This is a genomic window from Dictyobacter alpinus, assembly GCF_003967575.1.
Taxonomy (GTDB): domain Bacteria; phylum Chloroflexota; class Ktedonobacteria; order Ktedonobacterales; family Ktedonobacteraceae; genus Dictyobacter; species Dictyobacter alpinus.
Genome location: NZ_BIFT01000001.1, coordinates 2158657 through 2178800 on the forward strand (window position 1 = coordinate 2158657; position 20144 = coordinate 2178800).

Consider the following 20144-nt stretch of genomic DNA (forward strand, 5'->3'; position numbering starts at 1 on the left):
GCCTCTTTTACGTGTAGTGTCAAAAAATGAGCACAGCTCATTTTTTGACACTACACGTAAAACCGTTGAAGCGCCTCTGGCGCCCTGACAATTTCAATCAAGGGGGCGTGAAATCCCTGGTTCACCCACCGATGTTTGCGCGCCTCTGGCGCCATGACAGTTTTATTCAGGGGGGGGCGTGAAATCCCTGGTTCACCTACTGGTGTTTGCGCGCCTCTGGCGCCATGACAGTTTTATTCAGGGGGAGCGTGAAATCCCTGGTTCATCCATCGGTTTTTGAGCGCCTCTGGCGCCATGACAGTTTTATTCAGGGGGGGCGTGAAATCCCTGGTTCACCCATTGGTTTTTGAGCGCATCTGGTACCATGACAACCTTCTATTCAGGGTGGCGTGAAATCGGGTGCCAGGCACCCGATTTCACGCCACCCTGAATAGAAGGTTGGGCCCTTCAGGGCCCGCGTGTGGCTGGTCATATGTTCCTCGGTAAAAGCGAGATCCAACCCAACGACAAAAGTCACTCGGAATGATCGTTTTTACCCGTGTGCGGCAGGACATACTTCTAATCTGTTAAGGAACATGTTATATATATATAGGGCTTAAAATCATCGTATTGGTTTGCGCATGAGAGGTGTTGTGTGCTGCAAGAACAACAGGCGCTTCCCGTAGGAGCAACCATCCAGGATCCTTCGGGAGAACGTTACATCATAGAAACGCTGTTGGGGCAGGGGGGCTTTAGCGCCGTCTATCTTATCCGAACACGGCGTTCCAAACAAGAGTATTATGCTCTTAAAGAAATTATTGATCCAGATAGTGAGGAACGAAATCACCTGACATTTGAAGCCAGTCTGTTGCAACGTCTCTCCCATCGGTCACTACCCAAAGTATATCAGGTCTTTGAGGATACTAGTCTCAATCGTACATATATGCTTATGGATTATGTGCAGGGCAGGGACCTAGAACAACTGCGCCGTGATCAGCCTGAGAAACGTTTCTCACTGGCTCTGGCCCTGACTTTGCTTACACCAATCGTGGATGCATTGACTTATCTCCATACCCAGGAGACACCCATTATCCATCGAGATATTAAGCCGTCAAATATCATTGTTCCCCAGGGGAGCGGCGAGACCGTGCTGGTGGATTTTGGACTGGCGAAAGAATATGTCGAGGATAAAACTACCAGCGTTTTTCGTTTCGGCACACCCGGCTATGCCTCTCCTGAACAATATGGACAGGGCACCAATCTACGCACAGATATTTATGCTCTGGGGGCGACGCTCTACACCTTGTTAACAGGAAAAGTACCAACCGATGCGCTTACCCGTACAGTAGGACAACACCTGAGAGATCCATTGGAACCAGCCCATCAAATTTGTCCTCAGGTCTCCATCAATGTGTCAAAAGTGATTGAAAAGGCAATGAGTATACGGGTTAAGGATCGCTATGCATCGGTTGAAGAGTTCTGGCAAGCCTTAAGTATCGCTGCCATGCAACCAGAAATTGATCCTATCAGTAAGGCCCTGACCCATAAGCAGCCAGTCCTCACCGAACAAGATATTCAGGTGCTCACGAATAGCCGCAAGCAGGTTGATGTCAAAAAGGTTATCAGCCAACCACAACCTCAAAGTAGCAAAAAACTTGCCAGGGCTCATGTCTATGTGGATGGGAAGAATCACCTTCAACAGAGAATCCTCTTCGGCCTGCTGGCCTTGATTCTGGTTGGCGTTGCGGTAGAATTAGTACTAATGAGCACGGTCTGGCGTCAACAACCGCCAGCGGCAACAAACACACAACAAACACAGGGCAATAATTATTATGGGCCTGATCCTAATCGCCCACCACCTCCTGATGGTGATCACCATGGAGGACCATGTGACCCACCCACTGCTGCCCCTCCTGAGTATATCAGTGGTGCTCTCATGTCTTCATGCTATAGTGGAAATTTACATCATTTAGGGCTTGCTCTGAACAAAACGGCTTTCCAATTGCAGACTATTCGGCAAACTCCTGATGGCAATATTAGTGGCCAATTTCACACTGCGGGTCAAGCGGGACCATTTAAAGGGACCATTACTACAGCGGGCGCGGTCAATATTACGGTCACCTTAACCTCTGGGGAAATTATGAAACTTACTTGTCACACCTACATTGGTGGTAATCTGGCAGGGGGAAATTTTGCGACGTATACTGATGCAACCGAGAAGGTTAAAGAAGATTATGGCGATTGGACAGCAGACATAGAGAGAGATAATAATCATTAATACAGCACGAAAATTTTGGGTAGTGCAGTAAGTAACGAGCATATTACCATAGACAAACACTTGCAAAAGGCTATTAGTGACGGGATAAAGCGGCAAAGCTAAGAAATAACGGCGATCCCGACAGAATACAGCCAAAATTGTCTTGACATCAGGTGAGCTACTGATGTATTATCCACAAGTGGAGATCATAGTCTCCTATCCGTAGTAACAGGGGCGATTGCTGAAACTGGTAGACAGGGCAGACTTAGGATCTGTTGGTGATAAACCGTGAGAGTTCGAGTCTCTCATCGCCCACTTACTAGATGTATTATAATGACAAATGCAGTTAAGCGGGAGTGGCTCAGTGGTAGAGCACTTCCTTGCCAAGGAAGATGTCGCGGGTTCGAATCCCGTCTCCCGCTCCAACTTATCTAAGACTGAGGGTACCCTTCTGGATGCCCTTTCTGGTAAGCGCACAAGCAACCTGCATCAGACGTAGATCACAACGCGTTTGTAACATATACAGATAGTTGGTTAATGCGGTTATGCAAGCTTCTGCTGTGGGGTGGTCTATGGATGTGATTCCCCCTCGCGCTTTCCGCAGTCTGGTATCAATAACGCAATTCCTTTTTTCAAACGGTGTCATTGCATTATGCTTTAGCTTATCAGCGACATTTTTAGAGGGAAGTGAAAAGCGTCTGGTATAAAGTTATAATAAACACAGACAAGTGACACAAATACAGTAAAGAACAACCCTTTGGAGGAAATGTGAAGGTCTCTGTAGAAAAGTTGCCAACAAGTGAGGCCGTCCTGAATGTAGATGTGACATGGGACGAAATGCAAAAGGCCTCAGACAAGGCATATCGTAAATTAGTGAAACAAGTAGATATACAGGGCTTCCGCCGTGGTAAAGCACCACGTACAGTCCTGGAACGTCGTGTAGGTAAAGAATATATCTACCAGGAAGGTCTAGACGACCTGATCTCAGAGGCCTATAGTAACGCTCTGAAAGAAAACGACCTGACCCCGATCAGCCAGCCCAAGCTGGATGCCCCGGTCTTCGAGATGGGCCAGGACTACCACTTCAGCCTGACAGTTCCCGTGATTACACCAGTTGAACTGGCTGACTATAAGTCAATGCATTTTGACCGCGAAGAGGTCACGGTGTCGTCTGAAGAGGTTGAGGAGGAGCTAAAAGGCTTCCAGAACCGCTTGTCCGACTGGGAGACTGTTGAGCGGCCGGTAGAGTATGATGATCGTATTAAAGCTGATCTTAAACTAACCTCTGGTGAGCAGCAGATCTCGGATCTTAAAGATAATACCTTTGAGATTACGCAAGAGCGTCATGGTTTATTTAGTGGTATGGACGAGCATATCGTTGGCATGAAAACCGGCGAGAGTAAGAGCTTTACCACGACCATTCCTGAAGACTATTCCAATGAGAAACTGGCAGGAAAAGAAGCCAACTATGACCTGACCGTGCTATCCGTCGAGAGCAAGCAAGAGCCTGCTTTAGATGATGATTTTGCCAAAAAGGTGAGCGACGACCAGTTCGACAACATGGAAGATCTGCGCAAGGCGATCAGTGACAATATTCTTGAGCGCAAGAAACGCTCGGCAACCGAAGAGTTGCGCGATAAAGCCCTCAAGGAAGTCATTGAGAAGTCCACGTTTGTCATCCATCCAACCTTGATCGATCAAGAGGTTGATGAGATGGAACACCAATTTGGGCATATGCTCGAACAGCAGCATCTGAATATGAATCAGTATCTGAACATGGTGAAGAAGTCACGCGAAGAATATCGCCAGGAGCTACGTGCCGATGCCGAAGAGCGTGTCAAACGCCAGCTGGTACTGGAGCAGATCGCTAATGACGAACAGATCATGGTTGATCCCGGCGAGATTGAAGCCCTCTTCAATGCTTATGAGCAGATTGGACAGCCTCTCCCCAAAACTGAAGAGCAGATCCGTGCACTCATGCTGAGCTATCGCCGTGAGAAAACTCTTACGCGCTTAATTGAGTTGACAACTGATCCCGATCCCGATGCGGAGAGTGAGGAAGCTGCAGAAGAAGATGCAGCTATAGCAAACGCTGAGGCGGCGGTACTCGCGAGCGAAACCGAGGCAACTGAAGATGATGCCGAGGAATCCGCAACAGCAACAACTCTATCTGGCGACCAAAAGACGGAGACCGTAGAGTAGCAATGCAACCACTTGGTGCTGTGTTGTACATGCAGGAAAGGTGACAGACGTGGCAAACTCAAAGAATATGCGTACGACATACCGTTGCTCTTTTTGTGGTAAAAGCCAGGACCAGGTTCAGCGTTTAATCGCTGGCCCTGGTGGCGTTTATATCTGCGATGAGTGTATTGACTTGTGTCGAGAAATCATTGAAGAAGAGCAAGCTACAGTTGCCAAACCTCGCCTCCAGACAGGCAAGCTACCCACCCCGAAGAAGATCTACGAACAACTCAGCCAGTATGTTATTGGACAGGAACGAGCCAAGAAGTCGTTATCTGTAGCGGTCTATAACCACTATAAACGCGTTGGCGTCGGAATGCAGGTAGATGATGTCGAGCTCGGCAAGAGTAATATCTTGATGATTGGTCCAACCGGTAGCGGTAAGACTCTCCTGGCTCAGACTCTCGCCAAGGTACTGGATGTACCTTTCTGTATCGCAGATGCGACTGCCCTGACTGAAGCTGGCTATGTTGGTGAGGATGTTGAAAACATTCTCTTGCGCTTGATCCAAACGGCTGATTTTGATGTAGCGCGCGCGGAACGCGGTATCGTATATATCGACGAAATCGATAAGATTTCTCGCAAATCCGATAACCCTTCAATTACACGCGATGTCTCGGGCGAAGGTGTGCAGCAGGCCCTCTTGAAAATCATTGAGGGGACCGTAGCAAATGTTCCACCACAAGGTGGCCGCAAACATCCACATCAGGATTTTATTCAGATCAATACAGCGAATATTCTGTTTATCTGTGGTGGTGCTTTTGAAGGACTGGACAAGATTGTTGAGCAGCGTCTCGGCAGTAACAAGTCTATGGGCTTCCGCAATTCAGACAAAGAAGAAAAAGCAACAAAGGAAAACAAGGAACACAAGGAAACCATCCTGACACAACTCATCCCTGATGATCTGCTCAAGTATGGTCTGATTCCAGAATTTGTTGGACGTCTACCAGTCGAGGTTACTCTTGATAGCCTGGATAAAGAGGCACTGATTCGTATTTTGACTGAACCTAAAAATGCTATCGTAAAACAGTATCAGAAATTCTTACAACTTGATCGCGTTGAACTGGTCTTTAGCACTGATGCCCTTGAGGCGGCTGCCGAATGTGCTTTACGGCAAAAGACTGGCGCTCGTGGCCTGCGAACAATTATTGAGGATGTCCTCTTAGATATTATGTACGAGATACCTTCCCGTGCAGATGTCAAAAAAGTGATGATCAACGGGGATGTGATAAACCTCCATAATAAGCCGCTACTGGTGACGCGCGGTGAACGCAATACAACGTATTCTGAAGATGAGTCTGCTTAATGCAGACTCATCTGCTTTTTCCATATAGTTGTGTAAATCTCTGTGGTTGATCAGTTAGAAGATAGGTGGAAACCAATGAGTGAGCAAGAACGCCTGGAAGTGATAGAAGAGTCGCATACTGATTATCCTCTTGTGGCGTTAAAAAGCATCGTTGCGTTTCCTCACAATCGTCAAGCGCTCCCCATCGCTCGTGAGAAGACCATACGTGCTATAGAAGAAGCTATGATGCAACCAGAACATATTCTGGTGGCGGCTACTCAACGTAGCATTGAGATTGACGAGCCTCAGCCCAAGGATATCTACCCTGTCGGGACGCTGATCGAGGTTGTGACGATGCATCGTCAGCAAGACGGTAGTCTACAGGTACTGATTCGTGGCATTAGCCGGGTTGCTATTGAGGAGTATCTGGACCATGAGCCTTTCATTCGCGTGCGTGTGAAAGTACAAACTGAACCTGTACATACAGGACCTCAGGCAGACGCACTCGTCCGCCATACCACAAGCCTTTTTGAGCGCTATGCCCAGTTAAATCGGCGCTTTTCCGTTGAAGATATTAATTCAATTATCGCCCTCAAAACTCCACAGATTCTTTCCGATACCCTGGCAGCCCATCTGGTCACTGATATGGGCCAGCAACAAGATCTCCTTGAGACGCTTGATCCAATGGAGCGGCTGGAGAAGATCTGTGTGATTATGGGTAATGAGATTGAAATTCTGGAACTTGAAACAACTATTCGTAGCCGTGTACGTTCACAGGTTGATCGCTCACAAAAAGAATTTTATCTGCGTGAGCAGCTACGTGCCATCCAGGAAGAACTGGGGATGGAAACGTCGTCTGAGGCCGATGAGCTACGTACCAAGTTGAATGAGAAGCATCTCCCACCTGAAGTCGCTACACGGGTACGCAAAGAGATCGATCGTCTGGAGCGCACCCCCTCGCAGTCCGCCGAAATTACAGTGATCCGCTCATACATCGATTGGGTTCTGGCTCTGCCCTGGAACGAGCATAGTGCCGAGGACTTTAATATCGAGAATGCACGCAATATTCTGGATGAAGACCATTATGGGCTTGAGGGTATTAAAGAGCGCATCCTGGAGTTTCTGGCGGTGCGGCAGTTGCGTATTCAGGCCGCCCATCGCAATGGTAATACCAAGAATATGAGTCAGGGGCAGATCCTTTGTCTGATTGGCCCTCCCGGTGTCGGTAAAACATCGCTGGGACAGTCGATTGCCAAGGCGCTCGGTCGCAAATTCGCCCGTATCTCATTGGGTGGTGTACATGATGAAGCGGAGATCCGTGGTCATCGCCGTACCTACGTCGGGGCCCTCCCCGGTCGTATCATTCAAAGCATGAAAACGGTCGGTGTCAGCAATCCAGTCTTCCTGCTCGATGAGATCGATAAGCTTTCCTCCGAGTCCCGTGGTGATCCAGCGGCGGCTCTGCTTGAGGTACTCGATCCCCAACAGAATAGTACTTTTACCGATCACTATCTTGAATTACCCTTTGATCTCTCAGAAGTATTCTTCATCTGTACGGGTAATATCAAGTATCAGATTCCACGTCCTCTAGCCGATCGCATGGATATCATTGATCTACCCGGCTATATGCTGGAGGAAAAGGTCAATATTGGCATGAAACACCTGCTACCAAAGGTGTTACAGGAACATGGACTGACTCCGGAACAGTTAAAGGTTCCGCAGACTGTGATGCAGAAGATTGTAACCGAGTATACCCGTGAAGCCGGTGTGCGTAATCTTGAGCGCCAGCTGGCCAACATTTGTCGCAAGGTCGCTCGCCGCGTGCTTGAAAAACCCAAAACCCATATTCGGCTGACCAGCAACAGTGTGGAGCCGTATCTGGGCGCGCCACGTTATACGACCGCGCCACCGATCATGCGTACCCAGATCGGGGCTGCGATGGGATTGGCCTGGACGGAGATGGGGGGAATTCTCTTGCCGGTTGAGGTGGTCACAATGATCGGCAAAGGCGAACTACTCGTCACGGGCCAGCTTGGGGATGTTATGCGCGAGTCGGTTATCGCCGCACTCTCCTATATACGTACCCGGGCCGATGAATTTAATATTGATTCCAGCTTCCAGGATAATACCGATCTCCATATCCATTTGCCAGAAAATGCCATTCCAAAAGATGGTCCGTCGGCCGGCATCACTATCGCTACGGCCCTGGTGTCCGCGCTCACCCATCGAGCGGTCCGTACAGATCTGGCAATGACTGGTGAGGTAACTTTGCTCGGAAGCGTCCTGGCGATTGGTGGACTCAAAGAGAAAGTGCTGGCCGCACAACAAGCCCATATCCACAACTTGATTATTCCGGCCGCCAACCAGAAAGACTTACAGGAAATTCCTGCCAAGATTCGCCAGCAAATTCACTTTATGCCGGTCGAAAATATGGATCAAGTCATTGAATACGCCCTGCTCGAAGCTCCTGTAAACGAGAATCAGGGCAACCAACCACGTCCACTGCATTTTGATGAACGACCTTCAACCCTGCCAGAAAGCTTGAGGCGCACTGGCATGCCCGGCCGTGAAGATAGGGATGATGACACTGATAACTCAGAATCAGCCGACTTCATTCTGCCATCTAAAGATCAATCAGAGCCAAACTTCTATTCTTCCGCGCGTACCAAACCTGATGACAAAAACATTGGATAAATCGTATCCTCATCCGTTATAATAGTAGTGAAAGATTAACATACGAAGAGGCAGGCATAAATTGCCTCTTCGTAGCGCTACTTTCAAATCCAATAATGCATGTTTTTATCATCAGGACTTACATCTTTTATCTTTTCCCGAGTGGCCTGTACTAAAATAGCTCATTATAGATAACCGCCAATTAAAAAATTGAGACGCACCCATCTACTAATGAAAATCCAGGTACAAAAGACTCGACTAGCAAGCGTTTATTGGGTTGAGAAAGTTGGATATTTAAGCATCCATGGCGCACAATATATTCTTGCATAAAGAGAGGTTGACATCATGAGTTATCAAGATCCAAATCAACCATCCGGTCAGTATCCGGGCTCAGGCCAGTACGGCGGTTACAATCCTAATAATCCCCAGCAGCCTCAACCAACAGACCCTTACAGCGGCCAGCAATATGGTCAACCGGGGCAGCCTGGGTATGGTCAGCAGCCAGGATATGGCCAGCAGCCTCCCTATGGTCAGCAGCAGCAGCCTTATGGTCAGCAGCAGCAACCTTACGGCCAGCAGCCGCCTCCCTATGGTCAGCAGAACCCATACACCAGCAATACGCCTGGACGTGAAGGCTCGAGCATGAATATCGACCCAAATCTGGCCAGCGGACTGAGCTATATCTTTGGGTGGGTCAGTGGACTGATCTTTTTCCTGATGGAGAAAAAAAATCGTATGGTGCGCTTCCATGCGATGCAGTCTATCATGTTCACTGGCGCATGGACAGTAGTAAATATTGTTCTGAGCGTTGGAGCAAATTCAATTCCAGGGGCCTACACAGCCTTAAGCTGCCTTAGTGGTTTGGCAGGCATAGCATTCTTTGTCGTCTGGATCATTTGCCTGGTCAATGCGTTCCAGGGTAAGTACTTCAAGCTGCCATATATTGGCGAATACGCTGAAAAGTACGCAAACCAGACTCCTAGCACATTCTAAGACCTGTGACTCACTCATAAAGAAGGCCAGCTAGCTCAATCAGCTAGCTGGCCTTCTTTATGAGCATATGCTCAAAGAATCAAAGGAAGCCAAACAGGTAGGTTCGACCTTTGCGGTCGATTGACTCCACACGAGATTCTATCTCAATAATGATTCGTGAGGGAGCAATGGGCATAAAAAAAACACCCATGTGGGCGGGTGAAACGGCGATGTCCTATTTTCCCATGCAGTTGCCCACATAGTATCATTGGGGCTGAAGAGCTTAACTACCGTGTTCGGGATGGGAACGGGTGTGCCTTCTTCGTTAAAATCACCGGTTCGCCTGCACATACAGGTGTTTTTGTTTCAACATAGTTAATATTACCAGAAGTAGAGTCAAAAGTCAAGCTTTTTCGAGGTGTAAAAAAATATTCATACTATTACCTGTACTCGTTCCCTGACGGGAACCTGGGGTTGTTATGATGGCATGAAAAAACACTGGGCGCCGCCCAGTGTTTTTTCATGCCATCATAGTATCGGAAATTAATGGTTATGATCGTGCTCATGGTTATGATCGTGTCCATGGCTATGATCGTGCCCATGGTTATGATCGTGCTCATGGTTATGCTCATCATGATGATGGTCATGATTGTGTGCTGTTAAGGGGAGTCCATAGGTTTCGCCGAGGCAGGCACGCAGGCAGTTGGGCCAGATGACGCGTTTTTTGCCGAAGCCGTAGCCGACGCGCTCGATGGCGATGGCGGGCATCTCAAAACGAGCCAGGGTGGCCAGGATGGCGGCACCGGTGGGGGTGACAAACTCTCCTTCGAGCTGGGTAGGGACCCAGGGGGCTTTGACGGCGCTCAGGATCTCCAGTGTGGCGGGTGCGGGTACTGGCATCAGACCGTGGGCCATCTTGAGGTGTCCTCGTGTTAATGGTAGCGGCGAAGCGTAGAGCTGGGTGATGTCCAGGGCTTCAATGGCCAGCGTATTGCCGACGATGTCAACAATTGAATCGACTGCGCCAACCTCATGAAAATGGATCTCTTCCAGGCTCACACCATGGACCGCCGCCTCAGCTTCTCCCAGCGTACGAAAAATAGCGGTCGCGGTCTGCTGTACCCAGGGTGAGAGTTGGGATGAGGCTAACAGGGCGGCAATAGCCGTAAAGCCCCGCGTAGGCTGCTCCTGATCGGTTAACACAACCTCAAAACGCGATCCGATGATGCCTTGATCGCTATATGGCGTCAACTTCAGTTCATAGCCCTCGACAGGCAACGCCTTCAGGTCTTCACGCAACTTTTCAAATGAGAGGCCTGCATCCAGGAACGCGCCCAACAACATATCGCCACTAACGCCAGAATGGCAATCCAGATAAGCTATCTTTTGAGACATTATCAACCTGTCTTTCTACACAAAAAATACCAGTACTATCCCTGAATTCTTCCCAGTGGATAATAGAGAGTATGTAGCTCTGCTCAATGATGTCTTTAGCTTATGCCGTAGATCGCGAAGTTGCAAGTTTGCTGCTATGCCAGCGAACATTGGTATGTCTCCCAACGTAACGGCAGGGTTTGCCCCTGCTCCAGTTCACGTACGAAATGTTCCTCAAACATGTAGTCGTCGTGAGGCGAGCATGGCTAAACATGTCAGCCTCTGGCTTGTGCCTGGTCTTACGTGTTACAGGTTCAGGGGCAAGCCCTGCCGTTACGTTGGGAGAGCAGCTCGCACGATGTCACTTAGTATGGAAGGGTACATTCCACTCTTTTAGCCAGCTTTTGGTGGCATGATTGCGGATGCGGATAGAGGCACGATCCCCATGGATCTGAAACGAAAAACTGGGGATGATATCGGGATCGTCGGCTCGATAGCGCACCGATTGATGGTCATCGCTCAGCACAGGCCCTTTTTGATAACCTGTGTACCAGGGGGACATCAGGTTCACGTAGGTGATTGGATGTTCACCAAGATGTTCGATCGTGACAAGATGGGGAGCCTCCCAGCCTGAGTGGGTATGGCCGCTAATGAAGAGGCAGGCGTTCTGGTGACGAGCAATGATAGCACGTACTTCAGCTGAATTCTCGGGCGCGAAGAAGTGTTCAAGCGAATGATAGTCTCGCTTCCCTTCTCCTTCCCGGCCCAGGACGGTATTGTGCAGCGGACAGTGCAGGAAAACAATGGCCGGACGATCCTGGTATTGCTGCAGGGTGGTATCTAAGAAGGTGAGCGTCTCCTGCGAAAGATAGACACGCTGTGGATCTGCCAGGGTGGTAGGATCTGGATAGTCCAGCATCACGCATACCGCTCCTTCGACTTCCCAGGAGTAGCGCAGTGGCTTGTCCCACATGGCGGTAAAGGTGGCGGCCATACCCGTGGGATCTTCTCCATCAGGTCCATGGTATTCGTGGTTGCCAACACCTGGATAAAAGGGAATATCACCCAATTGGGCCTTCAGGCTGGTTCTGGCAAGCTCATAATTTTCGGGTGCGCATGTATCAATGAGATCGCCAGGTGAGACACAGAATGCGGGCTGGCCGTCAGCTTGCCAGAGTTCATGAAGATCATCAAAGAGTGCAGATAGACGCTGAGTATGACAATCATTCCAGGCCTTAATAGCGCGGTAATGGAAATCTCCAAGGCCCCAGAAAGAAAATATGGGTTGTGACATAGTAGCATTAACTCCTCTTCTCGCATTCACGACAAAACTCAGTACTTATTACCTGCCCCATTGTACTGCTTGATTGTTAAACAGATGTAATGAGGATGCGTTCAATAACCGGCGGCTGATTACAAAAAAAAACCTGATACTCAGAGATGAGTAACAGGTCATAATTGTATAAATGATATGCGCCTGGAGAAAACTAGAGCTCGTTACCGCTTTTAGCACGGCTATAACGATCATTCAATTCAGTTTTTGTACGTGAATACAGTTCACGACCCTGCACCAATGCCTCCTGGGCACGAGCACGGATCTCATCGTTAAAGGCACTTGAGCGCAACTGAACACCCTGCTCGTTTAATTGAGCACGTGTAGCCTCACCCGACTGAGGGGCGATCAATAAACCTGCCGCAATACCTAAACCAAATCCAACGAGTAAACCTATCGTAAATTTCATTGCTTGATTCCTTTCCTTATATAACTTAAGTATAGCAAATAAACGAAGGTGCTAAAGCAACATTCGCCTTTATGTACTACTTTTAGATAGAAGGTGCAAATTTTAAAATCTAGTAGAGGGAAATATGTCAGACACTATCCAATACCCTTGCCATACTCCGCCGCCCGCTTATTAGCCGTGGCTTATTGATGACCAGGATGATCCAAAAGCTCTTCAACTTTGTCAAGGAGTGCCGTCAATTCAAATGGTTTGCGCAACAGGTGCACGTCATTATAAAATTCAGGCTGGCTCTCAATTGACTTCGATACCTCTTCGGCCTCAAGGACCGCTGCAGTATAGACAATTACAGGAACATCAGCCGTGTTAGAGTCAGCCTTGATCTGCTTTAAAACATCTTGCCCGGACATGTCGCCCAGTTTCAAGTCGAGAATGAGTAGATCTGGAAGCATACTCTTCACGGTTGTAAAAGCATCTTTGCCTTCTTGCAGGATTGAAACCTGATATTGCTCGTCTTCTAAAACACGGCGCATCAGGTGGAGTAATTCGTTTCTGTCATCGACAACAAGTATGCGTTTTGTCACATCCAATCAGTGCCATCACCCGCGCAATTGCCCGGTAGCACTGCCTCCCGTTATTGCTGTTACTGTATGCAGAATTCCTCAATTGGCCAAAGTTCTGCCACAACTTTTTTGCTTGAATACTGCCAGTAAGTGTATCACGATACAGGTTATCAAAACAAGGGTAGTAGTAGAGTTTACCTAGTGCGGATACAAGGGTATCTCAGTTCTGTATATAGTACGATTCAGGAAATCGACATGTGTACAGATAAAAAAAAACTACGCTGGAACTTTGTTGTGCTCTATGTCACAATCACCGATCAGCCTATTGGGACAGGCATCCTGGAAAGCCAGCGTAGTGTTCATGGTGAGCGTGGTGGGATTCGAACCCACGGCAACCCGATTAAAAGTCGGATACTCTACCACTGAGTTACACGCTCATCAACATTTGACGTTGCCTATTATAGTGCATATATTAAATCAATGCAAGAGGATTTGAGGGCAATTTCACCATTTTTTAGAGGTTGATGAAAAATTCATCACCATAAAGCTGCTTCCCAGGCTTGTGGAAATGGCTCAATTACTATCTTACAACTCAGCTACCTTGTTCCAGGCGATCAATCGTCATATGTATTGATCAGTATTTTCTATCGTATTCATTCCTGTTTCTAAAGGAGAAATGCTTCTATGGCTATCGAGAATTCGCAGACAACCACCCCACATCCATTTGCTTATTTAAAGGGTGAACAATTTATCTTGCTAAAAACCTTTCGTAAATCTGGCGTAGCGGTTCCTACCGCCGTCTGGTTTGTTGAGGATGATGGAAAACTCTATATCACAACAGTACAGAACATTGGCAAAGTCAAACGTATCCGCAACAATGGACGTGTCTTGCTAGCTCCATGTAATCGGGGTGGCGTGGTCCATGGTGCTGAAATAGAGGCCCAGGGTAGAGAGTTACCGAGTGCTGAACAACCTGCGGCCCGAGCCTTGCTGGCCCGTAAATATGGTTTCATGTTTAAGATGATCACATTTGTCAGCAAATTGCGTAAATCACAACAAACCATCCTGGAGATTCGCCCGACCCAGGCGTAAGCGCCAGAGCTATCTATACGGGAAAATTTCGTGTTTAGCTACCACCTGAGGGGGCGAAAACGTGAAATTTTCCCAGAACGTAAAAAAAAGCTGCTAAAAGTGTTGACAGAACTACTCACCCATGTTAATATAAACCACGTCGAAACGAACCGCTTGTATGTGCAGGCGAACCGGTGATTTTAACGAAGAAGGCACACCCGTTCCCATCCCGAACACGGTAGTTAAGCTCTTCAGCCCCAATGATACTATGTGGGCAACTGCATGGGAAAATAGGACATCGCCGTTTCACCTGCCCACACGGGCGAGTCGATACGCGGGAGTGGCTCAGTGGTAGAGCACTTCCTTGCCAAGGAAGATGTCGCGGGTTCGAATCCCGTCTCCCGCTCCAGACACCATCAATACAGATGGTGTCTTTTTTTTATGTTCTTTTTTCTTTTTCGATGGCGCACACTCTTGCACCTGCGGTGCAAGCATTTATTTGTGGTGGAGACGGTGGTGGGGCATTCCGGGCCAATTGGCCCGGAATGCCCCACCACCGTCTCCACCACAAATAGGATATGAAATAGTGTTTGAAGCACATGAAATCTATGCTCCGCCGATTGTTGTTTTCGCGTCTTTGGAGCCCAACGGTTTTATGTGTGGTGTTAAAAACTGAGCAAAGCTCAGTTTTTAACACCACACATAAAAGAAGCAAGGGCCCTTCAGGGCCCGAGTGCGGCTGGCGGCACGCTCCACAATGAGAGTGAAAAACAAATACTATTTGAAAAATTTTCTTATTCTTAAGTTGTCTGGGGCCAAATCTCTGATTGACAGTAAATAGGACTTGTGGGGGGAGCGAAAATGAATTGGTAATGGAAATAGAACTGTTTCAAGATGTTTCTTTTTTTGGCAGCAATGATCCTACACGCTCATGAATAGATTGAAGGGTGTAGCAGATGCTGTATTTATATTTGGGTTGTCTTGTAATATATATATATCTATATTATACTGAGTCCATATTTCAAGCTTTTCCAGGGGCATAGTTCTTATTTAATTCGCTAGAATAAAGAGCCATTGAAAATCGCCATACAGTATCCACCTGCAATCTATATTCAATCGTGAATGCCGCTCTCTGGCGGATAAGCGGCACTTTCTACGTGCGGCTTTTGATCACGGATCAGTTGTAGACGAACGAACGAAAAAAAGCTAGCATCGCAACTTCAATGGCATACATATACTTTCATTTACTCCCTGAATACATATAACACCTATATATAAAGTAATAACACTATTAGATATGCTTGAGACAAAGGCGGTATTGTAATGAAGACGGAGAGCGAACAACTCTGGTATGCCTGGTCAACGGAGGGGCCAGGGGGCATGGGATTTAAGATTCGTGCGGCCTCTCCGGGTTTGATGGAGGAGGGTAATGCGGCCAATCCCGCTAGCGAGCGTATCCAGGCGTTTCTTAAGCATGCACGCTATGTGCTCCCCCAAAATACGAAGGATTCTGCGGATGTGCCTTTTCCAGAAGCACCCGTCTCATTGGCATTTGTCAGGGTTCAGCAGGAGTTTATTCTACTCCAGAAAACGTACTCTATGCCTGAGGGAGTGAGTCGATCAGGCAATGCTTTTACGCATTTGTTGAGCGATCTCCCACGAATTTCTACCCCAGCTGGCCCCCTGCCCTTTACGGCTCGTGAGGCCATTTCTGTCTGGGGCTCTAGCTATTGGAAGACATATGCTGATCTCAATGTAGGTCAGACTGAGCTGCCGCGCATTACTTTTCCTACGTTACAGGAACCTGGTACGACTACGACGGAAAGTGATAAGGTACGTGAGGGTTCCCTGAATCGGGATGCTTTGAAGCTGGTTAGCCGCGAACAGTTAGAGTTTATCCTGCGGGCCTTTTTGATGCATCAGCCGGGACAGCGGATCTATATTGCCGCAGAACCTGAGGTGGTGGCCAGGTTGCTATGGGGGTTAACCCATAGTCTGCCCCGTACTCTTGAGATCATGGGTAATTTGACGTTCAGTACGTATGAGCGCTTGGATGCGGAACGGGTGGCCCCTCTCTACGGGAAATATGATGAGGCGCCTGGCTATCCCACGATCACTGGCACTTGCTGGCCTGCTTCTTCCACAGGCGATCTGCCTACTTCTTACTATCAGGATCAAGGCATTAATGGCTATGCACTGAATAGCTACACTGGTCGCAGTACGTCCCTGTTACCAGATAGCGTGGTGGCCCGCTTTGTGCTTTTTGCCGTCGATTGTCTACTGGATGAGAATAATCATAACTATCAGGAACTCACAGAAATACTCAAGCAGGCGGAACTGGAAAATTGCCGTGAGCTGGCGCACTTTATGCGTGTCTATCTTTCTTATCAGGAAACGCTTTCCCAGAATGATGTCCAGGAACTCATACTCATAGTCAAGCAGCGGCTGGATGATATTGTCGATCAAGAAAAAAGCTTGCTCGCAGATCTGGCACGGCTCAGGCGTCCGAATGTGCAGCGCTCAATTGTGCAGTGGATCGCCCGTAATCGCAGCTGGTGGGAGAATATCTGCCGTAACGATCTGGTGACTTTTTTTGCTTGCCTGGCTAAATATGCGAATTATCCTCTCCCATCCAATATTCAGCATATCATTGATACGTTGCGCGATACGATGAACGAACTGGGAAATCTGGTGGCGCAACAGGTTAATGAGGCGATCAGCAATAATACCATGGATTCAATGTATTTCTGGATGGATATGCTTGATCTGACGGCGCCACTCCATCAGTGCGCACCTGTCTGGCTGACATTGGTACAGGGACTGAAGGCCGAGGAACTGGATACCCCCATCTTTCAACCCTGGTGGCAGGTTAAAAGTGAGAAGATCTTTGTGACTATTCACCAGACCTTCAAGCAGCCCAACAATCCAGACCTGGAGACGGTCCTGACGCCTTTTGGTAAGATTGTGGCCAATAAGTTGTTGGCCGCTATCCATGCTGAGGACCGCTGGGGCATCGATAACTGGCAGGATAAACTGATCAAGGTGGCACCACCCGACGAAGAACCTGCGGTCTGGCTCTATGTGTTTGAGAACCTGATCACCAATACATACAATTCCCTCTACTGGGAATGGTGGAACGCCTATGGTAAATATGGGGCCGATGGACTCAGCCAGCTCGGTCGTCAGAATGCGCCAGTTAACCAGAAGCTGGCTGGATTGGGCGACCTGCTGATCAATAATATCGTGGCTATATTGCAGCAGGATGATCCATTTAAGGGCATGCAATCCTCGGCCAGCTGGCCGATCTGGTCGATCTGGAATGAGATGCTCTCCGCACTCATCGTCCTGAATCATGCGGATGTCGAGTCCTGCCGCATCTGGCTGGACCTGTGGGGCAACCTCTGGCCCTATATTTTTACTCCAACATACGAACAATGGTGGCAACGCCAGGGGGCGGAAGTTTCCAATACGATTCGTCAGTGCGCAGAACTACATCCACAGTGCGAGGTTGAGCAAAACCTTTCCATCTTTATTTTTGAATCTATTTTGCCTCTGACCTATGACCAGATCGACCTGCTCCTGGAACAAGAAGAAGATCAGGGACTGGAAGATCCGCGTAACAATCTGTTTATCCTGCTGCGTGTCTTGCTTAGCGCGACCCCTAAACATCACCAGGAAGCGGTCTGGCTGGATACTGATGGCGGCCTGCTTGAGTACTTAAGCCAGACAATCCAGATTACCGTTGATGATTTTTATCCCTGGGAGATGCACAGAACCTTGCTGGAGTCCTGGACCCGGGTGACTGCGCTACAAAATCATCCCGCGCTTTATCCCTGGCTGAACGTATCCTGGGATAGTATCGGACGCTTGATCGATGATGAGCAGTTACCAGCGGCCTGGCACACTATCGCGATCGAAAGTGTGCTGCTGGCACCCGTGACGCTTGGAGCGGCGCAACTCAAAGCGCTCCTCTCAACACCTCAGCACTGGCAGCTCTTTGAGTCGGTATTACAAAACCTGGTCCAACAAATCGAGACGGCGCCGATTGTCATCAACTTCTTTCGCCATCTGATCCAGGTCAAATATCCTCATTTGACCCGCGTACTTGGCAGCTTGCTCATGGCCAGTAGTCAGTTGCCCGAGACTACCAGAGAGCTACTCAGCCTGATTCAGTTAACCGATACGGATCTGGCCAACTTTTTAGAACAAGATGCCCAAATTTTGCTTCAGGAGAGCGATTGGCCCGAGTCGTTTACGCCACTGCTGACTGATTACTTGGCTGGACTGGATGCTCAGCGCCTGGAACAGCCCACAACTCAGGCCTTTTTGCAGCGGTTGCAGGAACGTGAACAGACAAGCATGCAACCACTCGTAGATGGATTGTCCGATTATGTACAGGGATGGCTCTATATAGCAGAACTACTCAAGCAGCCCGCCAGTAGCAAACAGTGGCTTCGCCAGGCCCGAGCCAGCTTAAACGGTATGCTCAAACTCAAGCCTACCGCCCGCGTCTCGCTGGGCGATGTGCTCTGGCCAATCCTGGTCGCGAATTTGACCAGTGAGCTCGATCTTGCCCGTATACTGGATAATCTCAGCGCAGTAATGACGGGCACCCCGCTGGAACAGGCGGATACCACCACCAGTACCACACTTCTGCTAGAGATGGCTCCCCATGTCCATGCCTACTATCTACAAAAACAACAGGTGAGCCGTCTACTCCCCTATCTAAAAGCGGCGCTGGAGCACGCTCAGGAGATCCTCTATCCAGATAATGAAACCTTCCTGGAAAGTTTTTATCAACGCCTCTTTGGCGAGGAGACCAATTTCAAGATCTATGAACTGATTACAATCCACAGTGAGCTCTGGCCAACCGAATATAAGGATAACTGGCAGAGCTTTGCGCGCCAGCAACGCGCAAGACATATTGAGCGCATTCTGGCCATCTTCAAAGAGGCGATCCAAGAGAAAGATGTCGAGGAGATTAGCCAGGCTTATCAACAGGTTCTAAAAGAAGTTGAATATCCAGGTACGCGCGTCAATCAACAGGAGCGCGACATCGCACTGCTCGCTGGCGATATTGTTAGCGCCTACAAACTACAGGATCCGGCCGCGCTGCACCAGGCTCACCAGGAGTTACAGCAATCGCCATATAAGGATCAGATCCACTATACGCCAGAGATCGAGTATAGCATTGCCAATCTTCCAGAGGTGCTGATACCAAAATCCAAGGCCACGCGCCCATTGCTCAAACATCGCAATTCACAGATGCTCACCAAGATAGCGGCCCAACCCAACGCCGAGATCCTGAAGGCTCTAGAACAATCGGTACAGGAAACCAATGCGCGCACCAGTATTGGCACCGTACAATCCAAGTCGATTATGCTTGATCAACTCAATAAAATTCATGCGTTCAAGCGCCTGTATATCGGCTATAGAATCACGATTGTGGATAATAAGATCAAGAATACGACCTGGAACAGCAAAGATCGAGCGTACTACAAGAAAGAGAAGAGAGATCTCCACGAATGGCATCGGCAGACCGATCAGTTCCTGCGCCAGAAATCGCTGCATGATCTGATCGATAATGTCTTTATCAATGCTGGCATCGAAACCAGGATCAAACAGGGCCAATGTGGTATCGAAGAATTCTTGCTGGAGCCACGCGTATTAGAGCAGTTCCGTCAGTTTCAGCCGGATGATTATGATGCGCTCATCAACATGTATAATTTCTCAGAGACCGACGTCAAGCAGGTCCTCAGAATCTTCCGCCGCCGTGAACGTTTCGCTGAACGGCTCCTCAAAGAACGCTACGACCTCGATAGCTGGCTGGATGAGCGCAAGAAACTTTATAAAGATCAGATCAATATTGAGCTTGATTGGTAATCCAGGGACCAATACATTTCACGTAACGATATTTCACATCCGACATGGTTATTCTCAGGGAGCGTAACAGAGGCCAACCCATCGCCCCACGTCAAGGTCTCTGTTTA

Annotated in this window: 11 protein-coding genes, 4 tRNA genes and 2 rRNA genes; 11 read left to right on the top strand and 6 right to left on the bottom strand. The window is 48.5% G+C overall.

The annotated features are described in order from the left end of the window. Positions 1-634: 634 nt before the first annotated feature. The 7 genes from EL633_RS08525 to EL633_RS36515 all read left to right on the top strand — a co-directional run bounded on the left by EL633_RS08525 (position 635) and on the right by EL633_RS36515 (position 9428). Positions 635-2257 (top strand): serine/threonine protein kinase, encoded by a 1623-nt coding sequence (locus EL633_RS08525; RefSeq protein WP_126626778.1) that lies wholly within the window; start codon positions 635-637, stop codon positions 2255-2257. 211 nt (positions 2258-2468) lie between these two features. Continuing rightward, a tRNA-Leu gene (locus tag EL633_RS08530) sits at positions 2469-2551 on the top strand. Between the two features lie 35 nt (positions 2552-2586). After that, positions 2587-2661 (top strand) — tRNA-Gly (locus EL633_RS08535). A 343-nt stretch (positions 2662-3004) separates the two neighbouring features. Further along, complete coding sequence (gene tig / locus EL633_RS08540; RefSeq protein WP_126626779.1) at positions 3005-4438, top strand: trigger factor; 1434 nt, start codon at positions 3005-3007, stop codon at positions 4436-4438. A 49-nt stretch (positions 4439-4487) separates the two neighbouring features. Next, on the top strand, positions 4488-5783 hold the full coding sequence (clpX, locus tag EL633_RS08545) for an ATP-dependent Clp protease ATP-binding subunit ClpX (protein WP_307720616.1): 1296 nt from the start codon (positions 4488-4490) through the stop codon (positions 5781-5783). Positions 5784-5858: 75 nt separating this feature from the next. Next, the gene (gene lon, locus EL633_RS08550) at positions 5859-8456 is read left to right on the top strand and encodes an endopeptidase La (RefSeq protein ID WP_126626780.1); all 2598 of its coding nucleotides are present in this window, start codon (positions 5859-5861) and stop codon (positions 8454-8456) included. Positions 8457-8780: 324 nt separating this feature from the next. Further along, positions 8781-9428, top strand: a complete 648-nt coding sequence (locus EL633_RS36515; protein WP_161982039.1) for a DUF4870 domain-containing protein — start codon at positions 8781-8783, stop codon at positions 9426-9428. Between the two features lie 201 nt (positions 9429-9629). Here the strand turns inward: EL633_RS36515 and rrf (EL633_RS08560) are convergent. The 6 genes from rrf (EL633_RS08560) to EL633_RS08585 all read right to left on the bottom strand — a co-directional run bounded on the left by rrf (EL633_RS08560) (position 9630) and on the right by EL633_RS08585 (position 13520). Next, positions 9630-9746: ribosomal RNA gene (rrf, locus tag EL633_RS08560) — 5S ribosomal RNA — on the bottom strand. A gap of 204 nt (positions 9747-9950) precedes the next feature. Continuing rightward, a complete protein-coding gene (gene larC, locus EL633_RS08565; protein WP_126626781.1) occupies positions 9951-10802 on the bottom strand; it encodes a nickel pincer cofactor biosynthesis protein LarC in 852 nt (283 codons plus the stop codon). 340 nt (positions 10803-11142) lie between these two features. After that, entirely contained in the window at positions 11143-12075 is a 933-nt protein-coding gene (locus EL633_RS08570; protein WP_126626782.1) for a metallophosphoesterase family protein, read from the bottom strand. Positions 12076-12268: 193 nt separating this feature from the next. After that, the gene (locus EL633_RS08575) at positions 12269-12523 is read right to left on the bottom strand and encodes a YtxH domain-containing protein (protein WP_126626783.1); all 255 of its coding nucleotides are present in this window, start codon (positions 12521-12523) and stop codon (positions 12269-12271) included. 182 nt (positions 12524-12705) lie between these two features. Beyond that, positions 12706-13104: a response regulator gene (locus EL633_RS08580; RefSeq protein WP_126626784.1), complete on the bottom strand. Its 399-nt coding sequence runs from the start codon at positions 13102-13104 to the stop codon at positions 12706-12708. A gap of 341 nt (positions 13105-13445) precedes the next feature. After that, a tRNA-Lys gene (locus tag EL633_RS08585) sits at positions 13446-13520 on the bottom strand. Positions 13521-13767: 247 nt separating this feature from the next. Between EL633_RS08585 and EL633_RS08590 the strand changes: the two genes are divergently transcribed. From EL633_RS08590 to EL633_RS08605, 4 genes are all read left to right on the top strand, one after another. Continuing rightward, positions 13768-14175 carry a PPOX class F420-dependent oxidoreductase gene (locus tag EL633_RS08590; protein ID WP_126626785.1) on the top strand — a complete coding sequence of 136 codons (408 nt, stop codon included), beginning with the start codon at positions 13768-13770 and terminating at the stop codon, positions 14173-14175. A gap of 169 nt (positions 14176-14344) precedes the next feature. Further along, positions 14345-14461 (top strand): 5S ribosomal RNA (gene rrf / locus EL633_RS08595). 27 nt (positions 14462-14488) lie between these two features. Further along, positions 14489-14563 (top strand) — tRNA-Gly (locus EL633_RS08600). A 914-nt stretch (positions 14564-15477) separates the two neighbouring features. Further along, a complete protein-coding gene (locus EL633_RS08605; RefSeq protein ID WP_126626786.1) occupies positions 15478-20037 on the top strand; it encodes a GAP1-N2 domain-containing protein in 4560 nt (1519 codons plus the stop codon). The last annotated feature ends 107 nt before the right edge of the window (positions 20038-20144 follow it).

Bases quoted from the DNA above. Each gene is read 5' to 3' on its own strand.
- larC (WP_126626781.1), bottom strand. From the start codon at position 10,802: ATGTCTCAAAAGATAGCTTATCTGGATTGCCATTCTGGCGTTAGTGGC.
- EL633_RS08570 (WP_126626782.1), bottom strand. From the start codon at position 12,075: ATGTCACAACCCATATTTTCTTTCTGGGGCCTTGGAGATTTCCATTAC.
- EL633_RS08605 (WP_126626786.1), top strand. From the start codon at position 15,478: ATGAAGACGGAGAGCGAACAACTCTGGTATGCCTGGTCAACGGAGGGG.
- lon (WP_126626780.1), top strand. From the start codon at position 5,859: ATGAGTGAGCAAGAACGCCTGGAAGTGATAGAAGAGTCGCATACTGAT.
- EL633_RS08575 (WP_126626783.1), bottom strand. From the start codon at position 12,523: ATGAAATTTACGATAGGTTTACTCGTTGGATTTGGTTTAGGTATTGCG.
- EL633_RS08590 (WP_126626785.1), top strand. From the start codon at position 13,768: ATGGCTATCGAGAATTCGCAGACAACCACCCCACATCCATTTGCTTAT.
- EL633_RS36515 (WP_161982039.1), top strand. From the start codon at position 8,781: ATGAGTTATCAAGATCCAAATCAACCATCCGGTCAGTATCCGGGCTCA.